This is a genomic window from Bradyrhizobium manausense, assembly GCF_001440035.1.
Lineage (GTDB): Bacteria > Pseudomonadota > Alphaproteobacteria > Rhizobiales > Xanthobacteraceae > Bradyrhizobium > Bradyrhizobium manausense.
This window is the reverse complement of the sequence record NZ_LJYG01000028.1, coordinates 1-22,849: the sequence shown is the minus strand read 5'-3', so window position 1 is coordinate 22,849 and position 22,849 is coordinate 1. Positions and strand designations below refer to the sequence as shown.

Below are 22,849 nucleotides of genomic sequence, written 5' to 3'. Positions count from 1 at the left end.
CCCGCCGGTATCCATAGCTCGGCCAGCTATCCACCAGGCGCCGGATATCAGACGTAAGCTCCACATCCCTGGCGCGGATCTGGGGACCGATTCAAGGATTCATTGGCCGCAGTCCTGTCAAGCAGCTACGGTGCTATGTGTACCCATCGTACGGCGTGAGGCCCTCCGGTGTCGGTACAAGCCGCGGACCTCCGTCCGGTGATATCAACGAATTTCCTCTTACCTTCCTATCAATTTACGTAACTCAAGTAGGGCTGATACAATGGAAACGTAATGGCTTCAGGTATTTTAGCGATCACCGCGAGCGCCGCGACCGCATTGTAATGAACGACTTCTGTTGGCATACCGTTGGATGATTGGGCCAGGGCGTCCAGTACACTCCTTTCAGTGTGCCAATCAATATTGAAGGAGATCGATGTCGACAAGCTACGGACATGGTGAAGAGTTCCTGGAGGCATATAGAGGACATCGCCCGCACTGACGTTCACGACGACAGGAGTCACTTGCCGGTACTGCGGAAAACTAACGTAGTCAGGCTGTTCGGGATCCACATCAAACCACCTCCAACCACGACGTGCGCAAAATACGACTTGGCTTGGTGGTATGATTGTGAACCTTTTCGCACCGTAGATCTGAAAGAAGAGGTTATGACTAAGTAGGCTGTCGAAGTGGAGCGGAGTCACTGTGCCTACTGGGCCCATAAAGAACTGCGAGTATCGCCACCAATGTTGACGATACGATGGGCTGAGAAACGCTGCAGGAAACGGCTGGCAATCTTCGGCCAAGCTTTGCACCATGCCCAATAGGGGAATATCATGGCAGTATGGAAGTTCGGCGCCCGATGGCGGTCCCGCGCCGGGAGCCTGCTCGATGAGGAATCGAGCATAATCAGCCAGACGCCAAGTAGACACCTCGATCCGGCCACTTTCGAGCGTCTTCACTTTCACGGCAAGATATCCGGCGACCTGATCAAAATAGTCTGGTGACCAGCGTTTGCAGGCAGCCCAATCCGAGCAGCCACCGCCCAGTAGAACAGGGCGCGTCGGGTCGACGTAATTCTCGGCAAAATCCCGTTCAGAAATATGTTTCACTGTAGGGACGGATTGCCAATCAGCATATTGCAAATTTGACAAGAACCGATCGGCTTGGGCAGACGATGATGTTGCATTCACGGTTTCAATCTTTGGCCTTTTTTTGAAGCGGCTAGATGTGAACTCGACAGATCCTCAGAGAAACTCTGTGATTGACGTTGCGTTGGTGACGCGACGATATTCTTGAAGATCTCACTCGCCCACTCTCAACTCTGATAGGCCGACCTCACGATTGAGTGCGGGCTACCAAAAGAGCGGCGAGCTTCAACGTTGGTGGCGTCAGCACTTCTACTTTAGCACAGCGCTACCTTTCGTCATCAACCTTAGGTTTATACCGCCCATCTGACCTGGCGCAAGGGCGGTGTCGTGAAATGGACCCCGGTTTTGGGAACAAGGGCTAAGTTGGAAATCGGCCGCTCCGTTTGATAGACGGAGGGCATGATGACGAAGAAGACACGACGGATCGACGCGGCATTGAAGGCAAAGATCGCGCTGGAAGCCGTGCGGGAGCAGGCGACGGTAGCCGATCTGGCCCAGCGCTATGAGGTTCACCCGAACCAGATCTATGCCTGGAAGAAGCAACTGCTGGACCAGGCGGCCCGGGCCTTTGAGGCGGGTGTCGGGCGCGAGAGCGAGGACGCGCGCGAACACGAGATCGAGAAGCTGCACGCCAAGATTGGACAACTGATAGTCGAGCGCGATTTTTTAGCACGGAGGTCCGGAAGATGAGCACGCCGGACCGTCGAGGAATGCTCGATCGCGCCGACATGGCGCTGTCGATCCGCCGGCAATGCATGTTGCTGGGCATCGCGCGCTCTGGGGTCTACCGGCCGCCACGGCCGGCCAACGACAACGACCTTGCCCTGAAGCGGCGGATCGACGAGCTGTTCACCGCCTAGCCGTTCCTGGGCTCGCGGCGGATGACCGCGATGCTGAAGGCTGAGGGGCTTGAGGTCAATCGCAAGCGCGTGCAGCGCTTGATGCGCAAGATGGGCATCGTGGCGCTGGGACTCGGTGCGTCCGACGGTGACGGCAGCAAGGCGCTTGGCGACCTCCGCAAGAAGCGCATTTGTAAGGGTGGTTTTCCCGGTGGAGGTACCGCCCGCGACCAGGATGTTATGGCGAGCAGCGACGGCTGTTCGAAGAGCGCCGGCCTGCTCCATGGTCATGGTCCCGGCGGCGGCGGGCACGGGTCTTGCCGTTGCAACTGATCGTCCCGGCCTCGGCAAGAGCATGGTCATCGAGGCCGCTCTTGAACGCTTTGACGGCCCAGGCATGAGTAAGAAACGCGTCGAGCGCGTCGAAGCCGGGACGCAACATGCCTTCGACGTGGCCCACGGTATGGAAGAGCTTCGAATAGGTCTCGATCTGCCGCCGTGCCAGCACCTTGATGGTGCCGGACACGCAGACCCGTGCCTTGTCGTTGCGATCGACGTCGATGCACATGTTGAGCTCGAACTCATCCTTCTCCGAGTTCAGGAGCTGGCGGATCTGCTCGGCATCGCCGATCGCGTCGGTGCCGCGCGCGATCGTGCCCGAGATCGGGCGGGTCTCGACGCGGCGGCCGTCGGAGCGCACGAACATTTCGGGCGAAGCCGACACCAGAAATTCACCCTCGCCGAGGTTCATCAGCGCGCCGTAGGGCGACGGGTTGATGACGCAAAGACGCTGGAACACTTCTGCCGGCGAACGCTCGCAGGGCTCGGCGAAGAGCTGTCCCGGCACGGCTTCGAAGAGATCGCCGCGGGCAAAGGCCGCGCGCGCGGTCTCGACCGTGGCCTGATATTCGCCGGGCGCGTGATCGGCGAAGCCCTGCCGTGGCGTCTTGAGATACGGGCTGTCCGCGGTCTCGCGCGGCAGGCCTCGGTCGACCGGCCCTTCCAGGCGAAGTCGTAGCTCAGCACCACGCCGCGGCCAGTGGCGCGGTCATAGGCGAGCAGGCGATCGGGGACATAGAGCACGATATCACGCTGGTCCTTTTCGCGCGCGCGCTTCTGCACGAGGTCTTCGATCTGGAAGACGAGATCGTAGGCGAAGGCCCCGAACAGGCCGAGCAGCCCGTCGTCATTGGCGGAAAAGGTGGCGACGAGATCGCGCACCAGCGACATCACGCTGGCGCGCCGGGTGCGCTGGTCCTCCTCGACCGGCGCATCGCCGCGGATAATGTGGCCGGCAAGACGCGAGGCCGTCTTCTCGGAGATCACCACGGAAGGCTCGCGCAGGACCTCAGTGAGGAAGGTGATCAGCACCTGCCCGCGCTGGTTCAGCGCTTCCAGCTTGAAATTGATGCCGACGGTTTCGAGCTTGAGCGGCGGATCGGAGAAGCCGAGGTCGAAGCTCTCGTACCGGCCGGGCACGGTCGTGCCCGACGAGAGCACCACGCCGCGGCGGCGGTCGAGCAGATTGACGAGATCGTCGAGCCTGTTGGCACCGCCGCTAAACTGCTCGGCCACGCGCGTGATCGCGAGACCCGCACGGGTCACATAGTCGCTTCTGGCCGGGAGGGCAAAGACTGTCCTGTTCATGTGATCCTCTTGGGCTCCTCTTACGTACTTGGCCAAGAGAACTCCGCACATAGAACGACGCCTGGGCGCAAAACACGATCTTCGGACCAAAGCACGATGCATCGTCGCATGAACTGACAGTGCCAGCGACAGCCACTCCTGCGATCTTAGGGATCGGTCGATCCGTATCGTTTCCACTCGACCGGATCACCTAGATTCGATGCTCCGATGCTAGGAGAGTTAGCTGTTGAGAAGCTGACGAGTCCCAAAACATTACAACGGGTCAACAGCAACCGCGCTGCTTTCTCGGGGAAGTCCGCCAACACACCGCGAAGCCCATCCAGACCCTTACGATAGCGCCAGACCCGATCATCAGTGGAACATCTGTACGGTTGTGGGTTGACAGCCTGGGCTTGCGACCGCCCTTGGGTCGCGACCGCGGCCGTTGGATCCGTTGTCATCGTGACCGGGCTCTCGCCCGCTTTCGGGCGACATGATGATCGCGATGACATTGGCGATGTGCCTTCGACCCATTCCAGAATCTGATTGGGCGGGCTGCTCCATGTCATGTTCTAGCCCGCAGCCCCGGCCGGACGATACTGAGCCAAAAGATCGCAATTGCCGTAGCCGAAATGATGCCGTGGCCGAAAGATGAACGCGTGCGCATCACTGATCTCAAATTTCAGGAAGGTTGTAATCGCCTGATGCCCTCATCCGGGGAAGCAGGCGAGCTCGGTTAAAGCGGCGCTCGGCGCCGCGTCCGGTAAGCACCGCAATCACGTCGATGGCTTCGGCAACCGGCGCGGGACCGTGATGACAGCCTCCTGAACGAGCTGTTCGAGCCGGAGTAAGGCGCCAAGCACGGTGCCAGGATCGTGCCGATATCGCCCGGATGTCCTGCGCTGCAGGTTTTGAGCAAACATCGACCGCCTGCGCGAACCTCGCGAATGGGAATTCGACCGTTGCACCAACGACGCGCGGACCAGATCGGAGAGCGAGACCACGCATCCTTCATCGGCGCGCGACGAGGTTCTGCGCCATGCAACTGAGGCTCTCGCGCATCTTCGAGAGCGCACGCAATCGGCGACCGCTGCGAAAAGGGAGTTGGTCGCGCGCGAGGTGATCTCCGGCTCCGGGGGACGATGCCATCATCGGGAGGTGGTGAACCAAAATTTCGAAAAGCTCGATGAGACCATGCTCTCGCGAACTAGCAGCAATAGCTCAACCTAATGGACGCAACTATTCTACGCGACCGATTGACATGATAATGCTGACTTCCCCGGCACAGTTGTGGCGCAACAAACGAGCTCGGCAGATTTGACAGCAAGAGGCCGACGCGTCAATTTCGGTAAATGACCCAGCCCGATTGACCTTGCACAAATAAGCCCCAGCACGCCAGCATGGATCCTTCCACCACTCATCTGGTCAGGAACGTTCCGATTCGTTTGGTCCCGCAAAGACGATATTATCGCGCATGACCATGCATCGCATATATCAAAGATACATTGATCTTCTTTTCAGCGCCGAACACGCGGATGCCTTTGCAGAGGCGATGGCGATCACCGCGAGCGAGCTTGATCTGTCTTGCTTTGCATATCTTGCGGTGCCGCAGCGGGCCGGCAAAAAGCCGGTGGTAATATCAACGTATCCGAACAACTGGGTCGAGCATTATGTGCGCAGCCACTACGAACGCCTGGATCCCATTATCAAACGTTCGTTAGAGACCACTGACCCGTTTCAATGGGGTTTAGACGTACCGTCGAGACCAATCTCTGCGGCGCAACAACGATTTCTCGAGGAAGCTAGCGAATTCGGAATTCGGCTAGGTTTTACCCTCCCAATTCACGATACAGACGGATCGGTTGCTGCTCTGACCTTTGCCGCGGACCAAAGGCGTCCACAATTCGACAGGTGCATCGATCTGAATGCCTCTGCTCTTCAACTGATAGCGAGATGCTTCCATTCACATGTCCGCCGCAAGCTTTTGCATGAGTTCACGATCGACGGAATCCATCTGTCTCCTCGCGAAGTTGAATGTTTGGAATGGGCCGCAAAGGGCAAAAGCTTTTGGGAAATTGGACAGATTCTCGGCATATCCCACAACACCGTGGCTCATTACTTAAGGAGTGCGAGAGACAAGCTGGGAGTTCGTAAAGTCGTTCAGGCCGTCGCCCGATTGGCCGCTGCCAAACGAGATGGGCAAGATTGAGACTCTGAACCCGCATAGTTATAGGGGATGATGTTGACCCGCAGCTCCTCCAGAATCTCGTCTCCTTGGGAGGGGACCATGATTCAGCTGATTACGGAGTCATCGTACAGCGCGTTTTCCTGCACGTTAGCATCCATGTATAAGTTACGCTACCGCGTTTTTAAGCAACGTTTGGAGTGGAGCGTTCAGACCTGCGGCGACATGGAAATGGACGATTTCGATGCGCTGCATCCGGCCTATCTCGTCCAAGCCTCTCTTGAGGGTCATGTGGAAGGTTCGGTTCGTCTTTTGCCGACCATGGGACCGACAATGGTGCGCGATACGTTTCCAATGGTTCTTGGGGGGCTTCCTGCTCCGGCGGACCCCTTGGTCTGGGAGAGTAGCCGGTTCGCAGTTGATGCTTCTCCCCATGCTCCGAAGGGCGAACACGGGCTGGCCAAGTCGACTTACGAGCTTTTCGCGGGGATGGTCGAATTCGGACTGTCGAGACGCCTCAAGAGCATCGTCACGGTCACCGACGCCCGGATGGAGAGAATCCTGAAACGCGCCGGCTGGCCGCTCTGTCGTATCGCCGAGCCCTGCAATATTGGAAACACCCTCGCTGTGGCAGGGCATCTGGAGATTTCGGCGGGAGCTCTTCAAAGGGTCCGTTCTGCCGGCGGTCTCGACGGGCCGGTTCTCTGGACACCAGTCTTGTTGGAGGCGGCTTGAGTACCCCACTTCCCCCGCCTGACTGAACTCGCCGAGTCGTATCTCCCGCGCCCAACTTGAACGAGAGCGGAGTCGTCGCGGCTCACGCGCGCGTCCGATTTGCGCTCCCAGGAAATCGTGAACCACGCAGTGCATCCGGGGAAGACGGAGAAGCACGGGTCCACATGATCAGCAGTAAGCCACAATCGCAAGCAGAAACAGGACGATGTTTACGCAACCTGCCGCCCACGCGCACCAAGACATACCATTAAACCATCCTCCTGGCCACGACTAACCGGCCGGCGACGTTTTCATTTTCTGAGCAACTCCAGTTGTTCGATTTCTAATTTCCACGGTGCTGCAATGGTGCGACACACAAGCTTCGCCGATCTAAGGGCTGGAATTCGGCGCCTCAATTTGGACCTCGGTCAGCTTCAGCTGGCACTTGCCGCAGCGGAATATGGGAGCTTTCGCCGAGCTGCCGAGAGGTTTTCCATTACGCAATCAACGCTTAGTCGCTCCATTCAGTTACTCGAACATTCACTCGGAATAATCATTTTCGAGCGATCGCACGCCGGGGTTACAGCCACACCCGCTGGACTTGATTTTCTTAGAATAGCGCGGTCAATTCTCGAGCAGATGGATACGCTCGTCGCGAGGACAAAGCCTGCCGATCGTGGCGTATGCGGCCGCTTCGTCATCGGATTCTCCACGTCACTTACCGCTGGTCATTTACGTGCGACGCTGCTCGAATACAGTGCGCAATTTCCGCAAGTTAATCTTGGAATCGTCGAACGATCTCGGCCCCGATTAGCAACCGCGCTCCGCAACGGCATGGTTGACCTCTATGTTGCAGCAGGAGATTCATTCGATATCAGCAGCAAAAGTACTCCCCTCTGGAGCGAGCGGGTCTTTGCTGCGCTTCCTCACGATCATCCCCTGGCTCTGCAGGATGGTATCTCATGGGCCGATTTGCGAAACCAAATCGTCTTGATGAGCCAATACGACTCCGGGCGCGGCCTCGACGCGTTGCTCAACGCAAAACTCATTGTCTCGACGGAGGGCCCGCGGATTGAGCATCGCGATGTCAGCCGCGCAGAAATCCAGAATCTCGTCAGTATGGGCCTCGGCATTGCCCTCGTGCTGGAATCCGACGTTGGCGCTAATTCTTCTGGCTTGGTCTATCGGGAATTGCGCGACAGCATGGGACCAAGCCGCATCGGCTTTTCCGCGGTCTGGCGTGATGACAACGAAAATCCAGCTCTGGCCAATTTCCTCAAGTTATTGGCCGAGCGCTACCCTTCGTCATCTTTGGCGTGAAGCCGTTTTCGCGCTTTGGCAAAGGCTCGGTCAGTCGCCATGAAGCGCGCCACCATCGGCCCTATCAGTTTATTGGGGTCGCTGACCTTCTGGCCAGTTTCGCGGGAGAGGATTTCCGCGTACGAAATCAGATCGCGATGAACAGCAGCAGGCAAGTCGATGGCGATCCGAACAGGCTTGTCATCTGCAATCGTTCCAATCTTCAGTTTGGTCATGTCATCCTCTGTATGGTTGGAGCACGAGATCGCGGTTGACAATGACCCGCACCGGAAATCCCGGCCGGATGGTCAATGTCGGCTGAATGTTGAGGTTGCGCCGAACCACCTGTTGTCCGGCCTGATTGAGGGAATCCCCGGCTCCACGTCGCAGCGCCGCAATGATGTCACTGTTGGAGCTATTGGCGTCTGCCCCGGAGTTAACCTCCGTCCCAACGGCGAGCAAAGTCGATAGTGCCGCGGCTCCCAACAATTCCTTCCAATGATTGTCGACCTCATCCTCAAGGCCGGCGTAGCCAGCTACGTCCGCGCCAGGCTGACGTTCGAGCACGATTGAACGTCCATTGGGCATGATCAGACGCGTCCAGACGAGGAGCACGCGTGACTGTCCGAATGCGACCTGGCTATCGTAGATCCCGATCAGTCGCGCGCCTTGGGGGATCAGCCGAGCCCGGCCGGTCGGAGTATCATAGACGCTTTCGGTTACTTGCGCCGTGATCTGGCCGGGCAGATCAGAGCGGATTCCGGTGATGAGAGCAGCCGGAATGACGGTTCCCGCCTGGACCACGAAGGGCGATGCTGGCTTGACCAGACGATCGGGGCTTGTGGTGCGCCGATCCACAGTCGCGTTGACGAACGCAAGCTTGCGATCCTGCCCATTCTGCCCAAATGCTTCATCGGAGGACGTCGTCGGGTTCGCCGGCGTCTCGCTGGACGGTGTTGTTGCCGCCAGTGCGCGGATGTTGGTCGTGGCGAACACCTTGCTGGTGCGCGCCGCCTCAGTTTCCTGATTGATGCGCTGCTGTTCAGCGTCGGCAGCTAACGAGCCGGATTGCGTTTGGGCTTGGGCTGCGAGGATCGGTCGCCCCAGATCGCCGGGCAAGGGTGGTCCGAGCCGAGGCACATCATGGGGTATTCCTGCATAATCCTTGGGCAGGGTCGAAAGTTGATCCGCAATGGTGTGGTGGTCAGTCGAATAGAGCTGCTCAGAGGTCGCGGGGCGCTTTTCAGGTCTTTGCAAAGCCCATAAGACTGCAATGGAGACAACGGCCAGACCTAGACCAGTGCCAGCAAGTAGCGCCTTCCGGGAGAGGCGTATCACGCGCGGCCGTTCGGGGCGCAGCCGCAAGGACTGGGCAATGTCCGCGGGGGCACTTGCTTGGGCCGGATCGCGCCCCGCGGGATCTCCGCTGGTATTGCTCACAGCGACCTCCCGTCGGTTCTTGCGATACGCACTTTCTGCTGGCCCTCACCGCCGAGCCGCAATTCGGCGGCCGCAAACAGCCGATCGACGATGAGGACATTGCCGTAGACACGGTAGTTGACGATCTCGGTCTTGCCGTCCGGTTCAATGACAAACAACGGCGGCATCTCGCCCTGAGTGATGCCTGCCGAGAATTCGATGTAGACCTTGCGTCCGTCGTCATAGGCGCTAACCGGACGCCAGGGCGGGCTGTCTCCTCCAATCGAATAACGATAGCGGCGCTCGGCCGGATCCGGAATGTATGGCGTTGCAGGCACCGTTTGACCGGGAGCGGTTCGAGGTTGGGGATAAAACCAGGCAACCGAAGGCATGTAGGGCTTTTCTCGGGAGCGAAGCTCAATGAGATAAGTCCGGCGGTCGGTGTTGACGACGAGATTGGTCGTGATCGCAGCGCGCGTTGGCTTGACCATGATGTGGACGCGGCGTGCATCACTGCTGCCGCTCTCGGTATCGCCCACCACCCATCGTACGGTGTCGCCGGCGGCGACCGGACCTGAGCCGATCAGTTGCTCGCCCGGCTCAAGGGCGATATCGGTGATCTGTCCGGGTGCCGCGTAGATCTGGTAAAGCGCGCCGGGGCTATAGGGAAACACCTGCACCGCATTGAAATACCCCGCCTTACGAGGCTCAACGCGGGCGGCGTCGTTGGCGCTCTCGATCCGATCGACGGGCTCTTTAGCTTCGGTTTTCTTGCCACCGCGCCCCGGCGTCCAGGCGGGTGGAACGTGAAGCGGTTTTGGACGGTCATCCGCCAATGCCGGAAGATCGGGAGAAGGCGGGATTTCCTCATCATAGCTGATCTGCGGCGGCTTGAATGTGGTGCAGCCACCAAGCATACATAGACTGATCAGGAGCGCGGACACGCCGCTTTGCCGGAATCGCCGGAGGTTCGGCACGAGAATCTGAGGCATCAGGATCCGAACTCCTTCGACCAGTTGATCGCGTTGACGTAAATGCCGAGCGGGTTCTTGCGGAGCCGCTCGACGTCGCGGGGCGGTTCAACGATGATGGTGAGGATCGCGCTCCACCGCTCGGTGGCAGCTAACTGCCCGTTCTCGTAATGCCGCTCGGTCCAGGTTAAGCGGAAGCTGTCCAAGGACGCCCGAATGACGCTCGAGACTTCGACGGCGACTTGGGTTTGCCCGACCTTGGCGAAGGGATCGTTGTTGCGGGCATAGTCATTCAGCGCGCCAGCGCCACGATCGGTGGTGAAGTCATACGCACGCAGCCAATCCTGGCGCAGCACGATGGCGTCCAAGGGAAGGCCACGCACATGCTCGATAAAGCGCGCAAGATGGAAGGCGATCTGCGGATCGCTCGCCTCGTAAGAAGCATTTGCCGGAGCGATGGTTTTTGCCTCGCCCAGATGATCAACTTCGACGACCCAGGGCGTGACCGTTCCCTGCGCCGACTGCCAAACGAGGGCACCCGCAAATACCGCGCACAAGAACAGACAGCCGAACGCCATCAAGCGCCAATTTTTGGCCTGCACACGCGCCGAGCCGATCCGGTCGTCCCAGACCTGGGCTGCCCTCTGATAGGGGGTGACCGGTTCGGGCGTCCGGCCATAATGGATAGCCGATCGTTTGAACATGAAAGTGATCTCCTTGAAACTACACGTGCCGCCTTGAGTGCCGCCGGTCTGAAAAAGATGAAGACGCCTCCAGTGGCATCGTTATTCTTGCTCCTTGAGATCAACCGAAGCGCCACCGCTTGCGTGATCGGCGGCACGAACCGCATTTGTCGCGGCTGTCGCGCCCTGGTGGATCGCTTGGGCGCGCTTTGCTCGGCGCGCCCAGCTAGGCACCTCCTGAGAGGTGGCAGCTGATGAATCTAACGTACTCGCATCACGAGCCGCCGCGCTCCCGCCGAGCCGAGCCGCGAGCATGCGCAAAGGACTTACCGCGGCAGAGGCGCCCGCATCCGTGACACCAGAGAGGCCGCCTGCCCGGAATGCGCTTGAGGTTCCGCTCACGATTGCTGAGCTAGCCCTTGCCGCAGTTCCGATCGCGCCGCTGGCAAGTCCAACTCCGCCTGCAGCAAGTGCGGCGCCAGCTGCAACTATTCCTCCTGCGGCAAGGCCTGTGCCCGCAGCAGCCCCAGCACCAAGCTGCGGTCCGCCGGAAACGATCCCGTTGGCAATGCCGGGTCCGAAAATCCCGAGGCCAAGCAGCGACAATGCGGCAAGGACTAGGGCCATGGCGTCCTCCACTGTTGGCTGGTTACCTCCAAAGCCGGCCGTGAACTGTCCAAACAGGGTCGATCCGATGCCGACGATGACCGCGAGCACCAGGACCTTGACTCCGGAAGAGATGACGTTGCCAAGCACCCGCTCGGCCGCAAAGGCCGTCTTTCCAAATAGGCCAAATGGGATCAGCACAAAGCCGGCAAGCGTCGCCAGCTTGAACTCGATCAGCGTGACGAACAGCTGGATCGCCAGGATGAAGAAGGCGAGCAGCACCACGATCCAGGCGAACAGCAGGACCGTGATCTGAACGAAGTTTTCGAAGAAGCTGACATAGCCCATCAGGCCCGAGATCGATTCAAGGATCGGCCGCCCAGCATCGAGACCAACCTGAGCGATCTTTCCTGGCCGGAAAAAGTCCGCCAAGGAAAGCCCGGTGCCGGATGCTTTCAGTCCGAGGCTAGCGAAGCTCTCGAACACGATCCGAGCCAAGCTATTCCAATTGCCGATGAGGTAGGCGAAGACACCGACGAACATCGTTTTCTTGACAAGCCGGGCGATGATCTCCTCGTCAGCGCCCCAGGACCAGAACAGGCCGGCGAGCGTGACGTCGATCGCAGCTAACGTGGTCGCCACATATCCGACTTCGCCTCCAACCAGGCCGAAGCCGGAGTCGATATAACGGGTAAAGGTCTCCAAGAATTGGTCGATGACGCCAGTACCGCCCATCGTTCACTCCTCATTGTCGGGAAGGGAGGGATAGCCGGACGGCAGACGGCTCTCATCCTTGCCGCGCACAGGGGATGATGCGTCTGGATTAGTTTCGCTAATAGGAGACCGTGAGGATCCGCGCCCAGACCCGAAGAACTCACGGCGCTTCTCGGCCCAGAGCTTTCGGCACGCGAGCAGAGCATCTGTCTGCTCGTATTCGACCGTGCGGCATTGCTCGAGCTTTGAGGCGGTCGCCTCAGAGGATCCTTGCGTGGTCGACGCTTCGGGCTGGGCCTGATCTTGATCGCCGCGCAGCCGGATCGCGCAAGCCACACCAACCAGGATGGCAAGCGCCACCGCCAATAGCATCGGAATTCGTTCAAATCTGTTTGTCGACATTAGTGGAACATCTGCACTGTTGTGGATTGGTAGCCTTGCCCCGGGTTGAGGAATCGCCTGAGCTGCTCCCTGCCCTGGTCCTGGGCGGCCGCCCGCTCCGCCTGCTCCAAAGTCTGAGCACGCCCCTGCGCGGCAATTGCCGAAATGAGATCGGCAAGCTGCTGGTTTTGAAGCGCAAGCAGCTGATTACCGGCTTGGCTCGCCTGCAGCGCACCACTGGCGCCCTGGCTCGCAACTACGAGGGCCGACATCTGGGTTCGGTTGGTATCGAGATTGCCGACCACGGTCGCCTGCACGCGCATTGCGTCCTGCAAGCCGGCAACAGCGTTCTGCCAGCGGGTTTGCGCATTCGCGATCAGCGCCTGGGCGGGCTGGCTCGAAGAAGCCGGTGCGTAGGTCGATGAGAATGCGCGATCGATCTGCTCCACATCATAGGCGATGCGTTGCGCCTGACTGAGCAACTGCTGGGTACGCTGGATCGACTGCTCAAGCTGCTGCAGCGAAGAATACGGTAGGCTCGCCAGATTTTTGGCCTGGTTGACCAGCATCAGCGCCTGGTTTTGCAGCGATGTGATCTGGTTATTGATCTGCTGCAATTCGCGGGCAGCAGTCAGCACATTTTGCGCGTAGTTGTTGGGATCGAACACGATCCACTGTGCGCTGGCCTCTCGTGGCACCAGGAGAATGGCAGCGGCAATCAAGCCTGCCGCTACGAGCTGAGTTAGACGTTTCATCAGTGGTTCCCTGCCTTTGCAAGTTGCGGAATGAGGTCGCAGGCCCAGGCGAGCTCTCGCGCCTTGAGCCAGTCCGTCACGAAATTTTCCCGGCCGTGCTCGGATAGGACACGGTCGATCAGGGCCTGGTCGGCCTTCGAGGAGCTGGCTGTGAAAGCGAGCGCAACCTCGCCAAGGCCTAGCTCGAACAGACGATTGCCGCGGCGGGTTTGGCAGTAGTAGTCGCGTTTCGGTGTTGCACGTGCCAGGATCTCGATCTGACGGTCATTGAGCCCAAAGCGGCGATAAATCGCCGTGATCTGCGGCTCGATGGCGCGGTCGTTTGGCAGCAGGATTCGGGTCGGACAGCTTTCGATGATCGCGGGCGCAATGGGCGAGCCGTCGATGTCCGCAAGCGACTGGGTCGCAAAGACAACCGAGGCGTTCTTCTTGCGAAGCGTCTTCAGCCATTCGCGGAGCTGTCCGGCAAAATGGGCGTCATCGAGGGCGAGCCAACCCTCATCAATAATGAGAAGAGTCGGACGGCCATCAAAGCGGTCCTCGATCCGATGAAATAGATAGGAAAGGACGGCGGGAGCGACCGCGGTCCCGATCAGCCCATCGGTCTCGAATACCTGGACGGAGGAGCCGCCGAGGTGCTCGCTTTCCGCATCGAGCAAGCGATCATATGGACCCCCCAGACAATAGGGCTGCAGCGCGCGCTTCACCATATTGGACTGAAGAAGCACCGAGAGCCCCGTGAGGGTGCGCTCAAGAGCAGGCGCCGAAGCGAGCGACGTAAGCGCAGACCAAATGTGCTCTCTGACCTCAGGCGTGACCTCGACCCGCTCGCGGGACAAAATCGAGGCAATCCAGTCGGCTGCCCAACCGCGTTCGGAGACATCGTCGATCTTTGCGAGCGGTTGCAGCGCAACAAAATCAGTCGATTCTCCGGCGACCGCACCACCAAGGTCATGCCAGTCGCCGCCCATTGCGATGGCCGCGGCCCGGATCGAGGCGCCAAAGTCGAAGGCAAAGATCTGTGCCTCCGGGTAGCGGCGGAACTGCAAGGCCATCATCGCCAGGAGAACGGACTTGCCGGCGCCGGTTGGCCCTACAATAAGAGTGTGCCCGACGTCGCCGACATGTAGGGAAAACCGAAACGGCGTCGATCCCTCGGTCTTGCCAAAGAAAAGGGGCGGCGCCTTGAAGTGATGGTCCCTCACCTCCCCTGCCCATACGGCCGACAGCGGAACCATATGTGCCAGATTAAGGGTCGAAATCGGCGGTTGGCGAACATTGGCGTAGACGTGCCCGGGCAGGCTGCCGAGCCAAGCCTCGACTGCATTGACGGTTTCGATCATGCAGGTGAAATCGCGGCCCTGGATCACCTTTTCGACCAGACGCAGCTTTTCGTCGGCGACGCGCGGATTGGTATCCCAGATGGCGACGATTGCAGTGACGAAGGCTTCGCCGATCTGATCCGCGCCTAATTCCTGCAGGGCCGCATCGGCATCGATGGCCTTATTGTTCGCATCAGTATCAAGAAGAGCTGACGCCTCGTTGGTCATCACCTCTTTCAGGATCGCCGCGATCGACTTGCGCTTCGCAAACCACTGACGCCGGATTTTTGTAAGTAACCTTGTCGCGTCGCCCTTGTCGAGCATGATGGCCCGGGTCGACCAGCGATATGGAAATGCCAAGCGGTTCAGATCGTCCAGAATCCCAGGCGTCGTAGCGCTTGGAAATCCGACCACCGTCAGAACGCGGATGTGGGCTTGACCCAGCATCGGCCCGAGCCCGCCGGTTAGCGGTTGATCGGCGAGCAAGGCGTCGAGATACATGGGAATCTCGGGCACTCGGACCCGATGCCGCTTCGTCGAGATGGTGGAATGCAGGTATGTTAGGGTGGCCTCGTCATCGAGCCAGCCGCATTCCGGCATGAATCCTTCAACGAGCTGGAGAACGCGATTGGTGCGATCAAGAAAGCCGCTCAGTATTTCCCGCGAATCTTCGCCAACCGTCCGCTGGCCGCCCTCATAGAGCAGCCGTTCTGCGAACGCGGCGCTCTCAGCTGGCGGCAGATAGAGGAAAGTCAGATAGTAGCTCGACTCGTAGTGAGCGCCCTCCTCTTCGAATTGGGCCTTTCGCTCGGCATCGACCAGAGCCGAAGCCACGTCGGGAAAGGTGTTCGGAGGGTAGGCGCCTGCGGCATGGCGCTGCGCCTCCACAAACACCGCCCAGCCGGATCCGAGACGGCGCAGCGCATTGTTCAACCTGCCGGCGACCGCGACAAGTTCGGCCGGCACGGCACTTTCGAGATCTGGTCCCCGGAATCTCGCCGTCCGCTGAAAAGAGCCGTCCTTATTGAGGACCACGCCCTCATCGACGAGGGCCGCCCAGGGCAGAAAGTCGGCAAGGCGGGTGTTTGAACGCTGGTATTCAGCAAGATTCATCATAGGACAATTCACGTGTTGAGGTGACCGGGAACGCGGACGTGACGGCGCACAACTTCGACGAAATCCGGATCGCGCTTAGCGGCCCAGACAGCGGCCATATGGCCGATGAACCAGAGCAAGAGGCCTGCGATCCACAGCCGCAAACCCAATGCAAGTGCTGCCGCCAAGGTGCCGTTGAGGATCGCAACTGAACGCGGCGCACCGCCCATCAGGATCGGTTCCGTCAAGGCGCGATGGACTGGTGCGACAAAACCGGGGACTTCATCCATCAGATCACCACTCCGCCGCCAAAGGAGAAGAACGAGAGAAAGAAACTCGAGGCGGCAAAGGCGATCGACAGACCGAACACGATCTGCACCAGCCGGCGAAATCCGCCCGAGGTATCTCCAAATGCCAGCGATAGCCCGGTCACGATGATGATGATGACCGCAAGGATTTTGGCGACGGGCCCCTCAACCGATTGCAGGATCTGGTTGAGCGGCTGCTCCCATGGCATGTTCGAGCCAGCGGCCCATGCGGGGAACGCGCCTGTGAACGGGAGGGCCAGTGCCGCGATCGTGATGAGAGCCTTGTTGCGAAGCGATCTCAAGCTCATGGTTGATCTCCCATTGGTAGAAGGCTGTAGTCACCGGACGGTCCGAGTGCTGATACGCGAGCAAGCTCGGCGAGCCGCCGATCGGCACCGCGGCCAACAAGAACGGCAATCACGTTGATCGTTTCAGCAATAAGCGCGCGCGGGACGGTGACCACGGCCTCCTGGATGAGCTGCTCGAGGCGACGCAATGCCCCGAGCGCAGTCCCGGCGTGTATGGTTCCGATCCCGCCGGGATGGCCTGTCCCCCAGGCCTTGAGGAGGTCAAGAGCTTCGGCTCCGCGTACCTCACCAATCGGAATACGATCGGGCCTAAGGCGCAGCGAGGCGCGAACAAGATCTGATAGAGAGACGACACCATCCCGGGTGCGCAGCGCAACGAGATTTGGCGCTTTGCATTGAAGCTCTCTTGTATCTTCAATGAGGACCACGCGGTCTGCCGTCTTGGCGACCTCCGCAAGAAGCGCATTTGTCAGGGTGGTTTTGCCGGTGGAGGTACCACCCGCGACCAGGATGTTATGGCGAGCAGCGACAGCCGTTCGAAGAGCGCCGGCCTGCTCCATGGTCATAGTCCCGGCGGTGACATAGTCCTCGAGAGAGAATACTGCCACGGCTGGCTTGCGGATCGCAAATACCGGGGCGGCAACGACGGGGGGCAATAGACCTTCAAATCGCTCCCCGGTCTCGGGTAGCTCGGCCGAAACACGTGGCGAACCCGCATGGACCTCGGCCCCGACGTGGTGAGCGACCAACCGGATGATCCGTTCTCCGTCGGGAGCGGACAGGCTTTTGCCGGTCTCGGTCAGGCCACTCGACAGCCTATCGATCCATAGCCGGCCGTCTGGGTTGAGCATTACCTCGACAATCTCGGGATCTTCCAGAAAGCACGTAATGGCGGGGCCAAGCGCAGTACGCAGCATGCGTGTTCCGCGCGAGATCACCTCCGGCTGAAAGCGTTGGATTGTCATTGAGGCCCCTAGAGCTGAGGCACCCCAAGCGGCCTCAGATGGGTATGATTAGAAAAGCAGGTCCTTCATTGGCGCAACGCGTGGCATGCGGCGATCGTAGGTTGGCGTAGGAAAAGAAAGATCGACTCAGAAGGCGAGGCGCGCGCAGTTGTTGATGCTCTCACGGATTAGGCGCCGAAGTGGAGTTAGCCGACACGCTCGCATTACCATTCCTCGTCTTCAGGCTCGAGCATGCCAGCTTCTGCTGATGTAACGGATACATCAACCGGGTCTGTATTTGTTGCGGGATCACGGAGGAAGAACTTGGCAACTCGTCTGCCCAAAAGGCCAAGCCATGGGATCACAAACCAGCCTAGCGCCAGAATCTGCACCACAACGGCGCATGCGAACGCAACCTGGTAAGCAATAATCGGATAGTGGCCGTCCTGAGCGGACCATTGGTCAAGGATGAGTCCAGTCCCGTATTGGACGATGAAACACCAGCCGAAGTGAAGAACGTTCAAGCCCGCATTTGCTCTGCCGGTGAGCTCTCGTGGGAAATATTCCGCCAAGATCGCATAGCTGAGGACCGTCGCTGCACCGACAATGGAGATCACGAGCCATGGCAATAGCGATGGCAACGGAAGGCGCAGGATCAATGCAAGCTCAGCCATGACAAACAACACCGTCACCGCCGCGAACAGAACTTCTGACCCTATGCCGCGTCGGCGTAGCCGATCAGCCAACGTGCCAAGTAGCAATGCCCCGGCGCTAATTCCAAGTGCCATGATGAAGAGCTGTGTGATCGAGGATTCGCGATCGAGTCCTTCGACGTTCGTCAGCCAAGATGCTGCCCACAAGGCCTGCAATGACCAGGCTGAGCCAATACAGCTTGCCGACAGCGGTGCTATCCGCCAGAAGCCCCGATCTCTGTAGATCGCACTCAGTTTTACGCCGGCAGGCAGCGTCGCCTGTGGTCGCGCGGCCTCGGGCACAGCCCAGAAGATCAGGAGGGCCGCAGCGAAAGTTGCAAAGGCCAAGAGTTCAAATAGCCCACGCCACCCTGTGTATGCCAACAGCCACTGAGTTGGCGTTGTTGCGGTCACCGCACCTAGTGCACCGAGCATGATCATGTAGCCGTTTGCCAAGGCGACGCGTTCCCTCGGGAACCAGGTGACAATGGCCTTCAGACCTGCCATTGCTGCAGCCGAGACACCGATGCCGATCATCGCACGCGCAACCAGAAGCGCCTTGAAGTCGCTAGCCGCTCCAAATAGAGCCGCCCCGCCGCCAGCAAGGAGGAGGAGCGCGCTCTGGACCCGACGCGGGCCAAATCGATCTAGCAGCGTCCCGATCGGAATCTGGGCGCCGGCGAACACTAGAAAATAAACCGACGTCAACAGGCCAAGATTGGCAGCATCGAGACCTAGGTCAGCTGAAAGCTGTCCCGAGATCAGCGTGTTGATGGTCCGGAACAGATAGGAAAGGTAGTAGCCGGCGACGAAAGGGAGGAAAACACAGCCGATCAAGCGCCAAGTCGGAAGCCCGCGCCCCTCTGAGGATGCGCAAGGATTGAGATTGGATGGGCGTCTTTTTATTTCTTGCGTGCGGATCCGGCCGTCAACAGCCGGTTTAGCAGAACGCGTTTGGTAGAATTTGAAAGTTGCGATTGCTGCCGCCCCCCTCGGCGGCAGCGCTCGTATCAGCGGTTGCGTCTAGAATGATGGCCGCAGCACCTTCCCGGGTAGATTCTGCAGAAACTTGTGAATCATCGTCGACCGCATGACCAGAACCCCGCGAGGCATCTATTTGGTCGATCGTCTCCCTCAGCAAGGGTCGGTTCGAGCGCACGCGCCGGTCAACCTGTTTGGCCAAGGCCTTGAATCGCTCTTGTCCGAGCGCACACGCTTCAGGCTGCTGTGATTGCGGCATCTGAGGTGTGACGGTGAGATGATAGCGGGCGTGCAGCGCAACCGTCTCGGCGATCGTGCGGACGTCGCTGTCAAGACGTTCAAGTTGCCTGTTTATCCGATCGAGCGCCTCATGAATGAGACCTTCGATCGGCGGCGCTGGGTCTAGGAAGCGTTCAAGAGCGGCCTCCACGACCATGCTCTTGCCGAGGCCGGGACGGTCAGTTGCAACGTCGAGACGGCGGACAATCTTTTCGGAAAGCTGAACCGTGATCTTTCTCGTTGCTGCAGTATTTTGCTGCCCTGTTCGCTCGGCTGCATTGACTTTATCCAACTTTTGTCCGTTCGCCTCGTCAATCGATGTGTCAACGGCCATGCTCGGCTCTCCCCGGATACAGAAAAGGTCCATCACGCCCATGACTGAGCGCTGCCTGAAATCGGCTACAAATGGCAGTGATTGCCTCACCAACGATGGGACGACACAAAGGGCAGGAGGGCTGCTGCTTTCAACGCGGGAAACTCGGAAGCGTAGTCTGGCGTAGCGAAAGAAAGGAACGGCGAGTTTGTTGGGTCGAGTTTCCCGTGCCCTTCCCCGCCTGCATGTCCCGGCTAACGTCCTTCACACAGTCAGCACCTACGCTTGGCGCCGATGCATCCTAGGCGCTCGCGTGCTTTCGCTTGCGCCGCCGGTTGCGCCACGTCGGGCAAAGGGGGACCTCGCCGTGGGCAGAACTGGCCGAAGAGGTTCAGCGACTCGTTGGAAAATCGTGACGCGACATTCCACCCGCAATTTTGCACCAGTCCAGCCCCGACGCGACCTTCCTTCGAGTACATCGACAAGCACGTGGATAGCACCCTATCCATCACGAGCAACGCCAGCGGCGTCACCCTTGTATCAGCATGGCAACCCTATAGTTGATTACCTGGCCCAGAGATCGGCGCGCTCGCGCAAGAAGTTGCTGCGGTCGACGAAGAGGTCTCCTTTTAGTGATTCTACTAGTCTAGGCGAGTGCGCTCAGCTGTTGCGCAAGCCATAATCATCACGATCGACGAACGCGATCGCAAGGCACGGATGGTTGACAGCGCCGGCAGTCAACTTCGGCCCGGCTTAGCGAGCCAGCGCACGCGGATCGGGACATAGGCGGCGAGTACCCCCGTTGTAGTGTGGACGGCTGTTCGAGGGGGCCGATTTTTGCGACGCGTTTTTCGACGCGACGTTCTACACGCTGCAGAATGCGCTGGAGCTGCTCGCCAGCGAAGCCGTTCGGCCGCATCAACACCGGCACCGGTACGTTGCGGCAATCTGGCGGAATCGGCCAGAGGCAGACCCTAACCCACTTACATTTTGCACAATCCTATTGGTTCGACACGTCCACGTGGGGATCATCAGCCCGCACGGAAGTCTGCAACTGGGCGGGATCAATTTTCTTACGCTGTGCCCATTCGATAAGGTTGGCCGGCCGATACGTTGGATCAGCACGCCACCGCTTGAACACGCTGGCGTCGATCGTCTCGTTGACGTTGATGTGGCTTCCGTCTTCCCGGACATCCGGCTCTCGGCCGATGGTCCGAAACAGAGGGGGAGAAATCTTAGCGTACAATCCTGAGCCAAACGACTTATAGGAGTCGGCAATCGGAGCCGTCAAAGCATCTCCATCCAGATCGACCTCCGATCGGAACGAAAGTCCCTGAGATTCCGCTTTCTTCATCATCCAGCGCAGCGGAGCTTGAGCAAGAAGATCGGTCTGATAACCCCCTCCAACATTCGCGTGAGCTCCTACAAACCAGCGCTGCTCAACGCCGGAGAGCGGACGCGGTTTCGCGATGATCGCGTTCGGATCCTTCGGGTGGTGAACGTCCCAAAGTGTGGGAGCGAAGTCATTGCGGTGCTCGTCGATGGCCAGGGCCTCGTAGCCGTTCAGGATGTGGATCCGTAATCCGGTCTGCAGATAATCAAATTGAGACCGGCTAATTCCCGGAATGTTACCGGCCGCTACGCCGACGGATCCAACGGTATCCCACACGCCGACGACTTTCACTTTCGCCGGCTGGGAATATTTGAGCAGCCACTTTTCCTGCTCTGTCAACTTGGTGGTGTCTCCGGAGACTTCCTGCTCCTTCAACGTCCAGATGCTTTCCTCGTTTCCCTTCCTATAGCGATCAAATAGTTCGCTCACGCCGATAGGTGAACCTGCCTGTAGGATGCCTTCTATGGCGACCAACCCAGCCAGGCTTCTGGCTGTAAACGCGCCACGGCTGAAGCCGAAAATGAAGATTTCATCGCCATCGTTGTAATTTTCTATGAGCCACTCGTAAGCTAGGCGGATGTTCTCATCGAGCCCTTGGCCGAAAACGCCGCCTAGAAACCCGTTCACGCCGACCTCGTAGTAGACGAGCTGAGGCTTACCATCCTTGCCTTTCGGTGCGCAAAGCGCGCGCATACGCCAGACGTTCGTATTGCTGTTGATGCTATTCCATGTGCCATCGAGAAAAATCGCGAGGCGCTTCTGTTGCTGCTCTGCGCCCACGAAGTTCGGCTGATTTCCGCTCTTTTCCGAGGGACGACCAATAATCACGCCGATCCAGACTATGGCCACGATCGCAAGCAAGAGGCCGATCGAGTGTGCAATCCGTTCGACCCATCGTAGAACCTTCATGACGTAGCCCCTGTTCGACAATATTCCTGGACTGAAGAGAATCGGCGATTCTGCCGCAGAATAAGCCGTCTGATGATTGGCGTACGTCGCGCGCCTGCATGACGACGCATGATAACTGCGCGAAACGGGGCTTGCGAGCCGAATACACGCACACAGAGGGGAGCACTGACGATCGGTTGAGAGAATTTAGCCCGCCGCTTCGCTCACTGCGACACCAGCCGGCCCTCTAGACCCGCGCCCTTCCAGCTATACCTCGCAACTTCCCAATAACTTTTGGCAACAACTGCACAAATTCATTGGGCTCTCGCTAAAGCTGAAATGACATTCGAAGCGACGATCTTTTTAAGGAGCGAATCGCTCCTTGATCGCGCAAAAGACCAAAGGCAAATGTCCGATACTCCCATCGACGAAGACTTCACGTGGCTGCACGTGGGGATAAGATTGGCTCTGGCCTACTTTCAGATCCTCGTTTTACGAAAACCTTGTGGCACCGACGTCGTGGAGGTGCTGGAAAGGGCCTGCAAGGAAGTGGGATTCCCGGCAACGATCCGCGTCGATCAAGGCAGCGAGTTCGTGTCGCGTGACGTCGACCTCTGGGCCTACCAGCGCGGCGTCACGCTGGACTTCTCACGACCCGGCAAGCCGACCGACAACGCCTTCATCGAAGCCTTCAACGGCCGCTTCCGGGCCGAATGCCTCAACGCCCATTGGTTCCTGTCCCTTGCGGATGCCCGGCAAAAGGTGGAGACTTGGCGTAGATACTACAACCGCGCATCAGAACACCCATCTGTCTATGTTGTTGAAGAGAAGAAGCTTTGCTGATTGGGATGCGATCCCGTGGGGTATCTTGGGTTCTGTCGCGCTCGTTCGGCGATAGATCGAGCAGCAGTTGTTATCAGCGAACTGCGGGCGAAGATCCAAGGACCATCCGGCAGAGGATGGATGGATTCGATCTCGCCGGCTTCAGCGGCCAGCCGGAGCGT

Annotated in this window: 20 protein-coding genes and 4 pseudogenes; 6 read left to right on the top strand and 18 right to left on the bottom strand. The window is 59.1% G+C overall.

The genetic code is table 11. The annotated features are described in order from the left end of the window. Positions 1-230: 230 nt before the first annotated feature. A complete protein-coding gene (locus AOQ71_RS42710; protein ID WP_245316744.1) occupies positions 231-1,172 on the bottom strand; it encodes a cupin-like domain-containing protein in 942 nt (313 codons plus the stop codon). A gap of 357 nt (positions 1,173-1,529) precedes the next feature. Between AOQ71_RS42710 and AOQ71_RS06420 the strand changes: the two genes are divergently transcribed. Further along, complete coding sequence (locus AOQ71_RS06420) at positions 1,530-1,820, top strand: transposase (RefSeq protein ID WP_157083400.1); 291 nt, start codon at positions 1,530-1,532, stop codon at positions 1,818-1,820. After that, the gene (locus tag AOQ71_RS44850; protein ID WP_157083399.1) at positions 1,817-1,990 is read left to right on the top strand and encodes a hypothetical protein; all 174 of its coding nucleotides are present in this window, start codon (positions 1,817-1,819) and stop codon (positions 1,988-1,990) included. The genes AOQ71_RS06420 and AOQ71_RS44850 overlap by 4 nt, the downstream gene beginning before the upstream one ends. Before the next feature lie 144 nt (positions 1,991-2,134). On the opposite strand, the pseudogene AOQ71_RS45865 reads toward AOQ71_RS44850, so the two are convergent. Both AOQ71_RS45865 and AOQ71_RS06415 read right to left on the bottom strand, forming a co-directional pair. After that, positions 2,135-2,275: pseudogene (locus tag AOQ71_RS45865) on the bottom strand (P-type conjugative transfer ATPase TrbB); the annotation flags it as partial. Between the two features lie 79 nt (positions 2,276-2,354). Next, positions 2,355-3,616: pseudogene (locus tag AOQ71_RS06415) on the bottom strand (chorismate-binding protein); the annotation flags it as partial. A gap of 1,453 nt (positions 3,617-5,069) precedes the next feature. Between AOQ71_RS06415 and AOQ71_RS06410 the strand changes: the two are divergent. The 3 genes from AOQ71_RS06410 (at position 5,070) to AOQ71_RS06400 (ending at position 7,814) form a co-directional block, all read left to right on the top strand. After that, positions 5,070-5,804, top strand: a complete 735-nt coding sequence (locus tag AOQ71_RS06410) for a LuxR family transcriptional regulator (protein WP_245316743.1) — start codon at positions 5,070-5,072, stop codon at positions 5,802-5,804. A gap of 78 nt (positions 5,805-5,882) precedes the next feature. Further along, a complete protein-coding gene (locus AOQ71_RS06405) occupies positions 5,883-6,515 on the top strand; it encodes an acyl-homoserine-lactone synthase (protein WP_057743276.1) in 633 nt (210 codons plus the stop codon). Positions 6,516-6,857: 342 nt separating this feature from the next. After that, positions 6,858-7,814 carry a LysR family transcriptional regulator gene (locus AOQ71_RS06400; protein WP_057743257.1) on the top strand — a complete coding sequence of 319 codons (957 nt, stop codon included), beginning with the start codon at positions 6,858-6,860 and terminating at the stop codon, positions 7,812-7,814. Here AOQ71_RS06400 and AOQ71_RS06395 read toward each other — a convergent pair. From AOQ71_RS06395 to AOQ71_RS06330, 14 genes are all read right to left on the bottom strand, one after another. Next, positions 7,790-8,029, bottom strand: coding sequence for a DUF2274 domain-containing protein (locus AOQ71_RS06395; protein ID WP_057743255.1), 240 nt, complete (start codon positions 8,027-8,029; stop codon positions 7,790-7,792). The two genes, AOQ71_RS06400 and AOQ71_RS06395, sit on opposite strands and share 25 nt — an antisense overlap. A gap of 1 nt (position 8,030) precedes the next feature. After that, positions 8,031-9,233: a TraB/TrbI/VirB10 family type IV secretion system protein gene (locus AOQ71_RS06390; RefSeq protein ID WP_057743254.1), complete on the bottom strand. Its 1,203-nt coding sequence runs from the start codon at positions 9,231-9,233 to the stop codon at positions 8,031-8,033. Further along, positions 9,230-10,204 (bottom strand): P-type conjugative transfer protein TrbG, encoded by a 975-nt coding sequence (gene trbG / locus AOQ71_RS06385; protein ID WP_057743252.1) that lies wholly within the window; start codon positions 10,202-10,204, stop codon positions 9,230-9,232. Before trbG ends, AOQ71_RS06390 begins: the two co-directional genes overlap by 4 nt. Continuing rightward, positions 10,204-10,887, bottom strand: coding sequence for a conjugal transfer protein TrbF (gene trbF / locus AOQ71_RS06380; protein WP_057743250.1), 684 nt, complete (start codon positions 10,885-10,887; stop codon positions 10,204-10,206). Before trbF ends, trbG begins: the two co-directional genes overlap by 1 nt. 81 nt (positions 10,888-10,968) lie before the next feature. Further along, a complete protein-coding gene (gene trbL, locus AOQ71_RS06375) occupies positions 10,969-12,207 on the bottom strand; it encodes a P-type conjugative transfer protein TrbL (RefSeq protein WP_057743246.1) in 1,239 nt (412 codons plus the stop codon). A gap of 3 nt (positions 12,208-12,210) precedes the next feature. After that, entirely contained in the window at positions 12,211-12,588 is a 378-nt protein-coding gene (gene trbK-alt / locus AOQ71_RS06370; RefSeq protein ID WP_057743244.1) for a putative entry exclusion protein TrbK-alt, read from the bottom strand. Continuing rightward, positions 12,588-13,322, bottom strand: coding sequence for a P-type conjugative transfer protein TrbJ (trbJ, locus tag AOQ71_RS06365; protein WP_057743241.1), 735 nt, complete (start codon positions 13,320-13,322; stop codon positions 12,588-12,590). Before trbJ ends, trbK-alt begins: the two co-directional genes overlap by 1 nt. Continuing rightward, positions 13,322-15,760: a conjugal transfer protein TrbE gene (gene trbE, locus AOQ71_RS06360; protein ID WP_057743239.1), complete on the bottom strand. Its 2,439-nt coding sequence runs from the start codon at positions 15,758-15,760 to the stop codon at positions 13,322-13,324. Before trbE ends, trbJ begins: the two co-directional genes overlap by 1 nt. A gap of 8 nt (positions 15,761-15,768) precedes the next feature. Beyond that, positions 15,769-16,029, bottom strand: a complete 261-nt coding sequence (locus AOQ71_RS06355) for a VirB3 family type IV secretion system protein (RefSeq protein WP_057743237.1) — start codon at positions 16,027-16,029, stop codon at positions 15,769-15,771. Beyond that, positions 16,029-16,355 carry a TrbC/VirB2 family type IV secretion system protein gene (locus tag AOQ71_RS06350; protein ID WP_057743234.1) on the bottom strand — a complete coding sequence of 109 codons (327 nt, stop codon included), beginning with the start codon at positions 16,353-16,355 and terminating at the stop codon, positions 16,029-16,031. Before AOQ71_RS06350 ends, AOQ71_RS06355 begins: the two co-directional genes overlap by 1 nt. Further along, positions 16,352-17,320, bottom strand: coding sequence for a P-type conjugative transfer ATPase TrbB (trbB, locus tag AOQ71_RS06345; RefSeq protein WP_057743232.1), 969 nt, complete (start codon positions 17,318-17,320; stop codon positions 16,352-16,354). The genes AOQ71_RS06350 and trbB overlap by 4 nt, the downstream gene beginning before the upstream one ends. A 203-nt stretch (positions 17,321-17,523) precedes the next feature. Further along, positions 17,524-18,828, bottom strand: coding sequence for an MFS transporter (locus AOQ71_RS06340; protein ID WP_057743231.1), 1,305 nt, complete (start codon positions 18,826-18,828; stop codon positions 17,524-17,526). A 103-nt stretch (positions 18,829-18,931) separates the two neighbouring features. After that, the gene (locus tag AOQ71_RS06335; RefSeq protein WP_057743273.1) at positions 18,932-19,585 is read right to left on the bottom strand and encodes a hypothetical protein; all 654 of its coding nucleotides are present in this window, start codon (positions 19,583-19,585) and stop codon (positions 18,932-18,934) included. A gap of 979 nt (positions 19,586-20,564) precedes the next feature. Next, positions 20,565-21,866, bottom strand: coding sequence for a T6SS phospholipase effector Tle1-like catalytic domain-containing protein (locus AOQ71_RS06330; RefSeq protein WP_083513993.1), 1,302 nt, complete (start codon positions 21,864-21,866; stop codon positions 20,565-20,567). A 486-nt stretch (positions 21,867-22,352) separates the two neighbouring features. Between AOQ71_RS06330 and AOQ71_RS06325 the strand changes: the two are divergent. Beyond that, positions 22,353-22,688, top strand: a pseudogene (locus tag AOQ71_RS06325) (integrase core domain-containing protein); the annotation flags it as partial. On the opposite strand, the pseudogene AOQ71_RS46605 reads toward AOQ71_RS06325, so the two are convergent. Further along, positions 22,658-22,849, bottom strand: a pseudogene (locus AOQ71_RS46605) (hypothetical protein); the annotation flags it as partial. The pseudogenes AOQ71_RS06325 and AOQ71_RS46605 overlap by 31 nt on opposite strands.

Coding starts and splice junctions, on each gene's coding strand:
- trbJ (WP_057743241.1), bottom strand. CDS start 13,322: ATGAAACGTCTAACTCAGCTCGTAGCGGCAGGCTTGATTGCCGCTGCC.
- trbB (WP_057743232.1), bottom strand. CDS start 17,320: ATGACAATCCAACGCTTTCAGCCGGAGGTGATCTCGCGCGGAACACGC.
- trbK-alt (WP_057743244.1), bottom strand. CDS start 12,588: ATGTCGACAAACAGATTTGAACGAATTCCGATGCTATTGGCGGTGGCG.
- trbE (WP_057743239.1), bottom strand. CDS start 15,760: ATGATGAATCTTGCTGAATACCAGCGTTCAAACACCCGCCTTGCCGAC.
- AOQ71_RS06350 (WP_057743234.1), bottom strand. CDS start 16,355: ATGAGCTTGAGATCGCTTCGCAACAAGGCTCTCATCACGATCGCGGCA.
- AOQ71_RS06355 (WP_057743237.1), bottom strand. CDS start 16,029: ATGGATGAAGTCCCCGGTTTTGTCGCACCAGTCCATCGCGCCTTGACG.
- trbG (WP_057743252.1), bottom strand. CDS start 10,204: ATGCCTCAGATTCTCGTGCCGAACCTCCGGCGATTCCGGCAAAGCGGC.
- trbL (WP_057743246.1), bottom strand. CDS start 12,207: ATGGGCGGTACTGGCGTCATCGACCAATTCTTGGAGACCTTTACCCGT.
- AOQ71_RS06335 (WP_057743273.1), bottom strand. CDS start 19,585: ATGGCCGTTGACACATCGATTGACGAGGCGAACGGACAAAAGTTGGAT.
- AOQ71_RS06405 (WP_057743276.1), top strand. CDS start 5,883: ATGATTCAGCTGATTACGGAGTCATCGTACAGCGCGTTTTCCTGCACG.
- AOQ71_RS06400 (WP_057743257.1), top strand. CDS start 6,858: ATGGTGCGACACACAAGCTTCGCCGATCTAAGGGCTGGAATTCGGCGC.
- AOQ71_RS06330 (WP_083513993.1), bottom strand. CDS start 21,866: ATGAAGGTTCTACGATGGGTCGAACGGATTGCACACTCGATCGGCCTC.
- trbF (WP_057743250.1), bottom strand. CDS start 10,887: ATGTTCAAACGATCGGCTATCCATTATGGCCGGACGCCCGAACCGGTC.
- AOQ71_RS06395 (WP_057743255.1), bottom strand. CDS start 8,029: ATGACCAAACTGAAGATTGGAACGATTGCAGATGACAAGCCTGTTCGG.
- AOQ71_RS44850 (WP_157083399.1), top strand. CDS start 1,817: ATGAGCACGCCGGACCGTCGAGGAATGCTCGATCGCGCCGACATGGCG.
- AOQ71_RS06420 (WP_157083400.1), top strand. CDS start 1,530: ATGATGACGAAGAAGACACGACGGATCGACGCGGCATTGAAGGCAAAG.
- AOQ71_RS06410 (WP_245316743.1), top strand. CDS start 5,070: ATGACCATGCATCGCATATATCAAAGATACATTGATCTTCTTTTCAGC.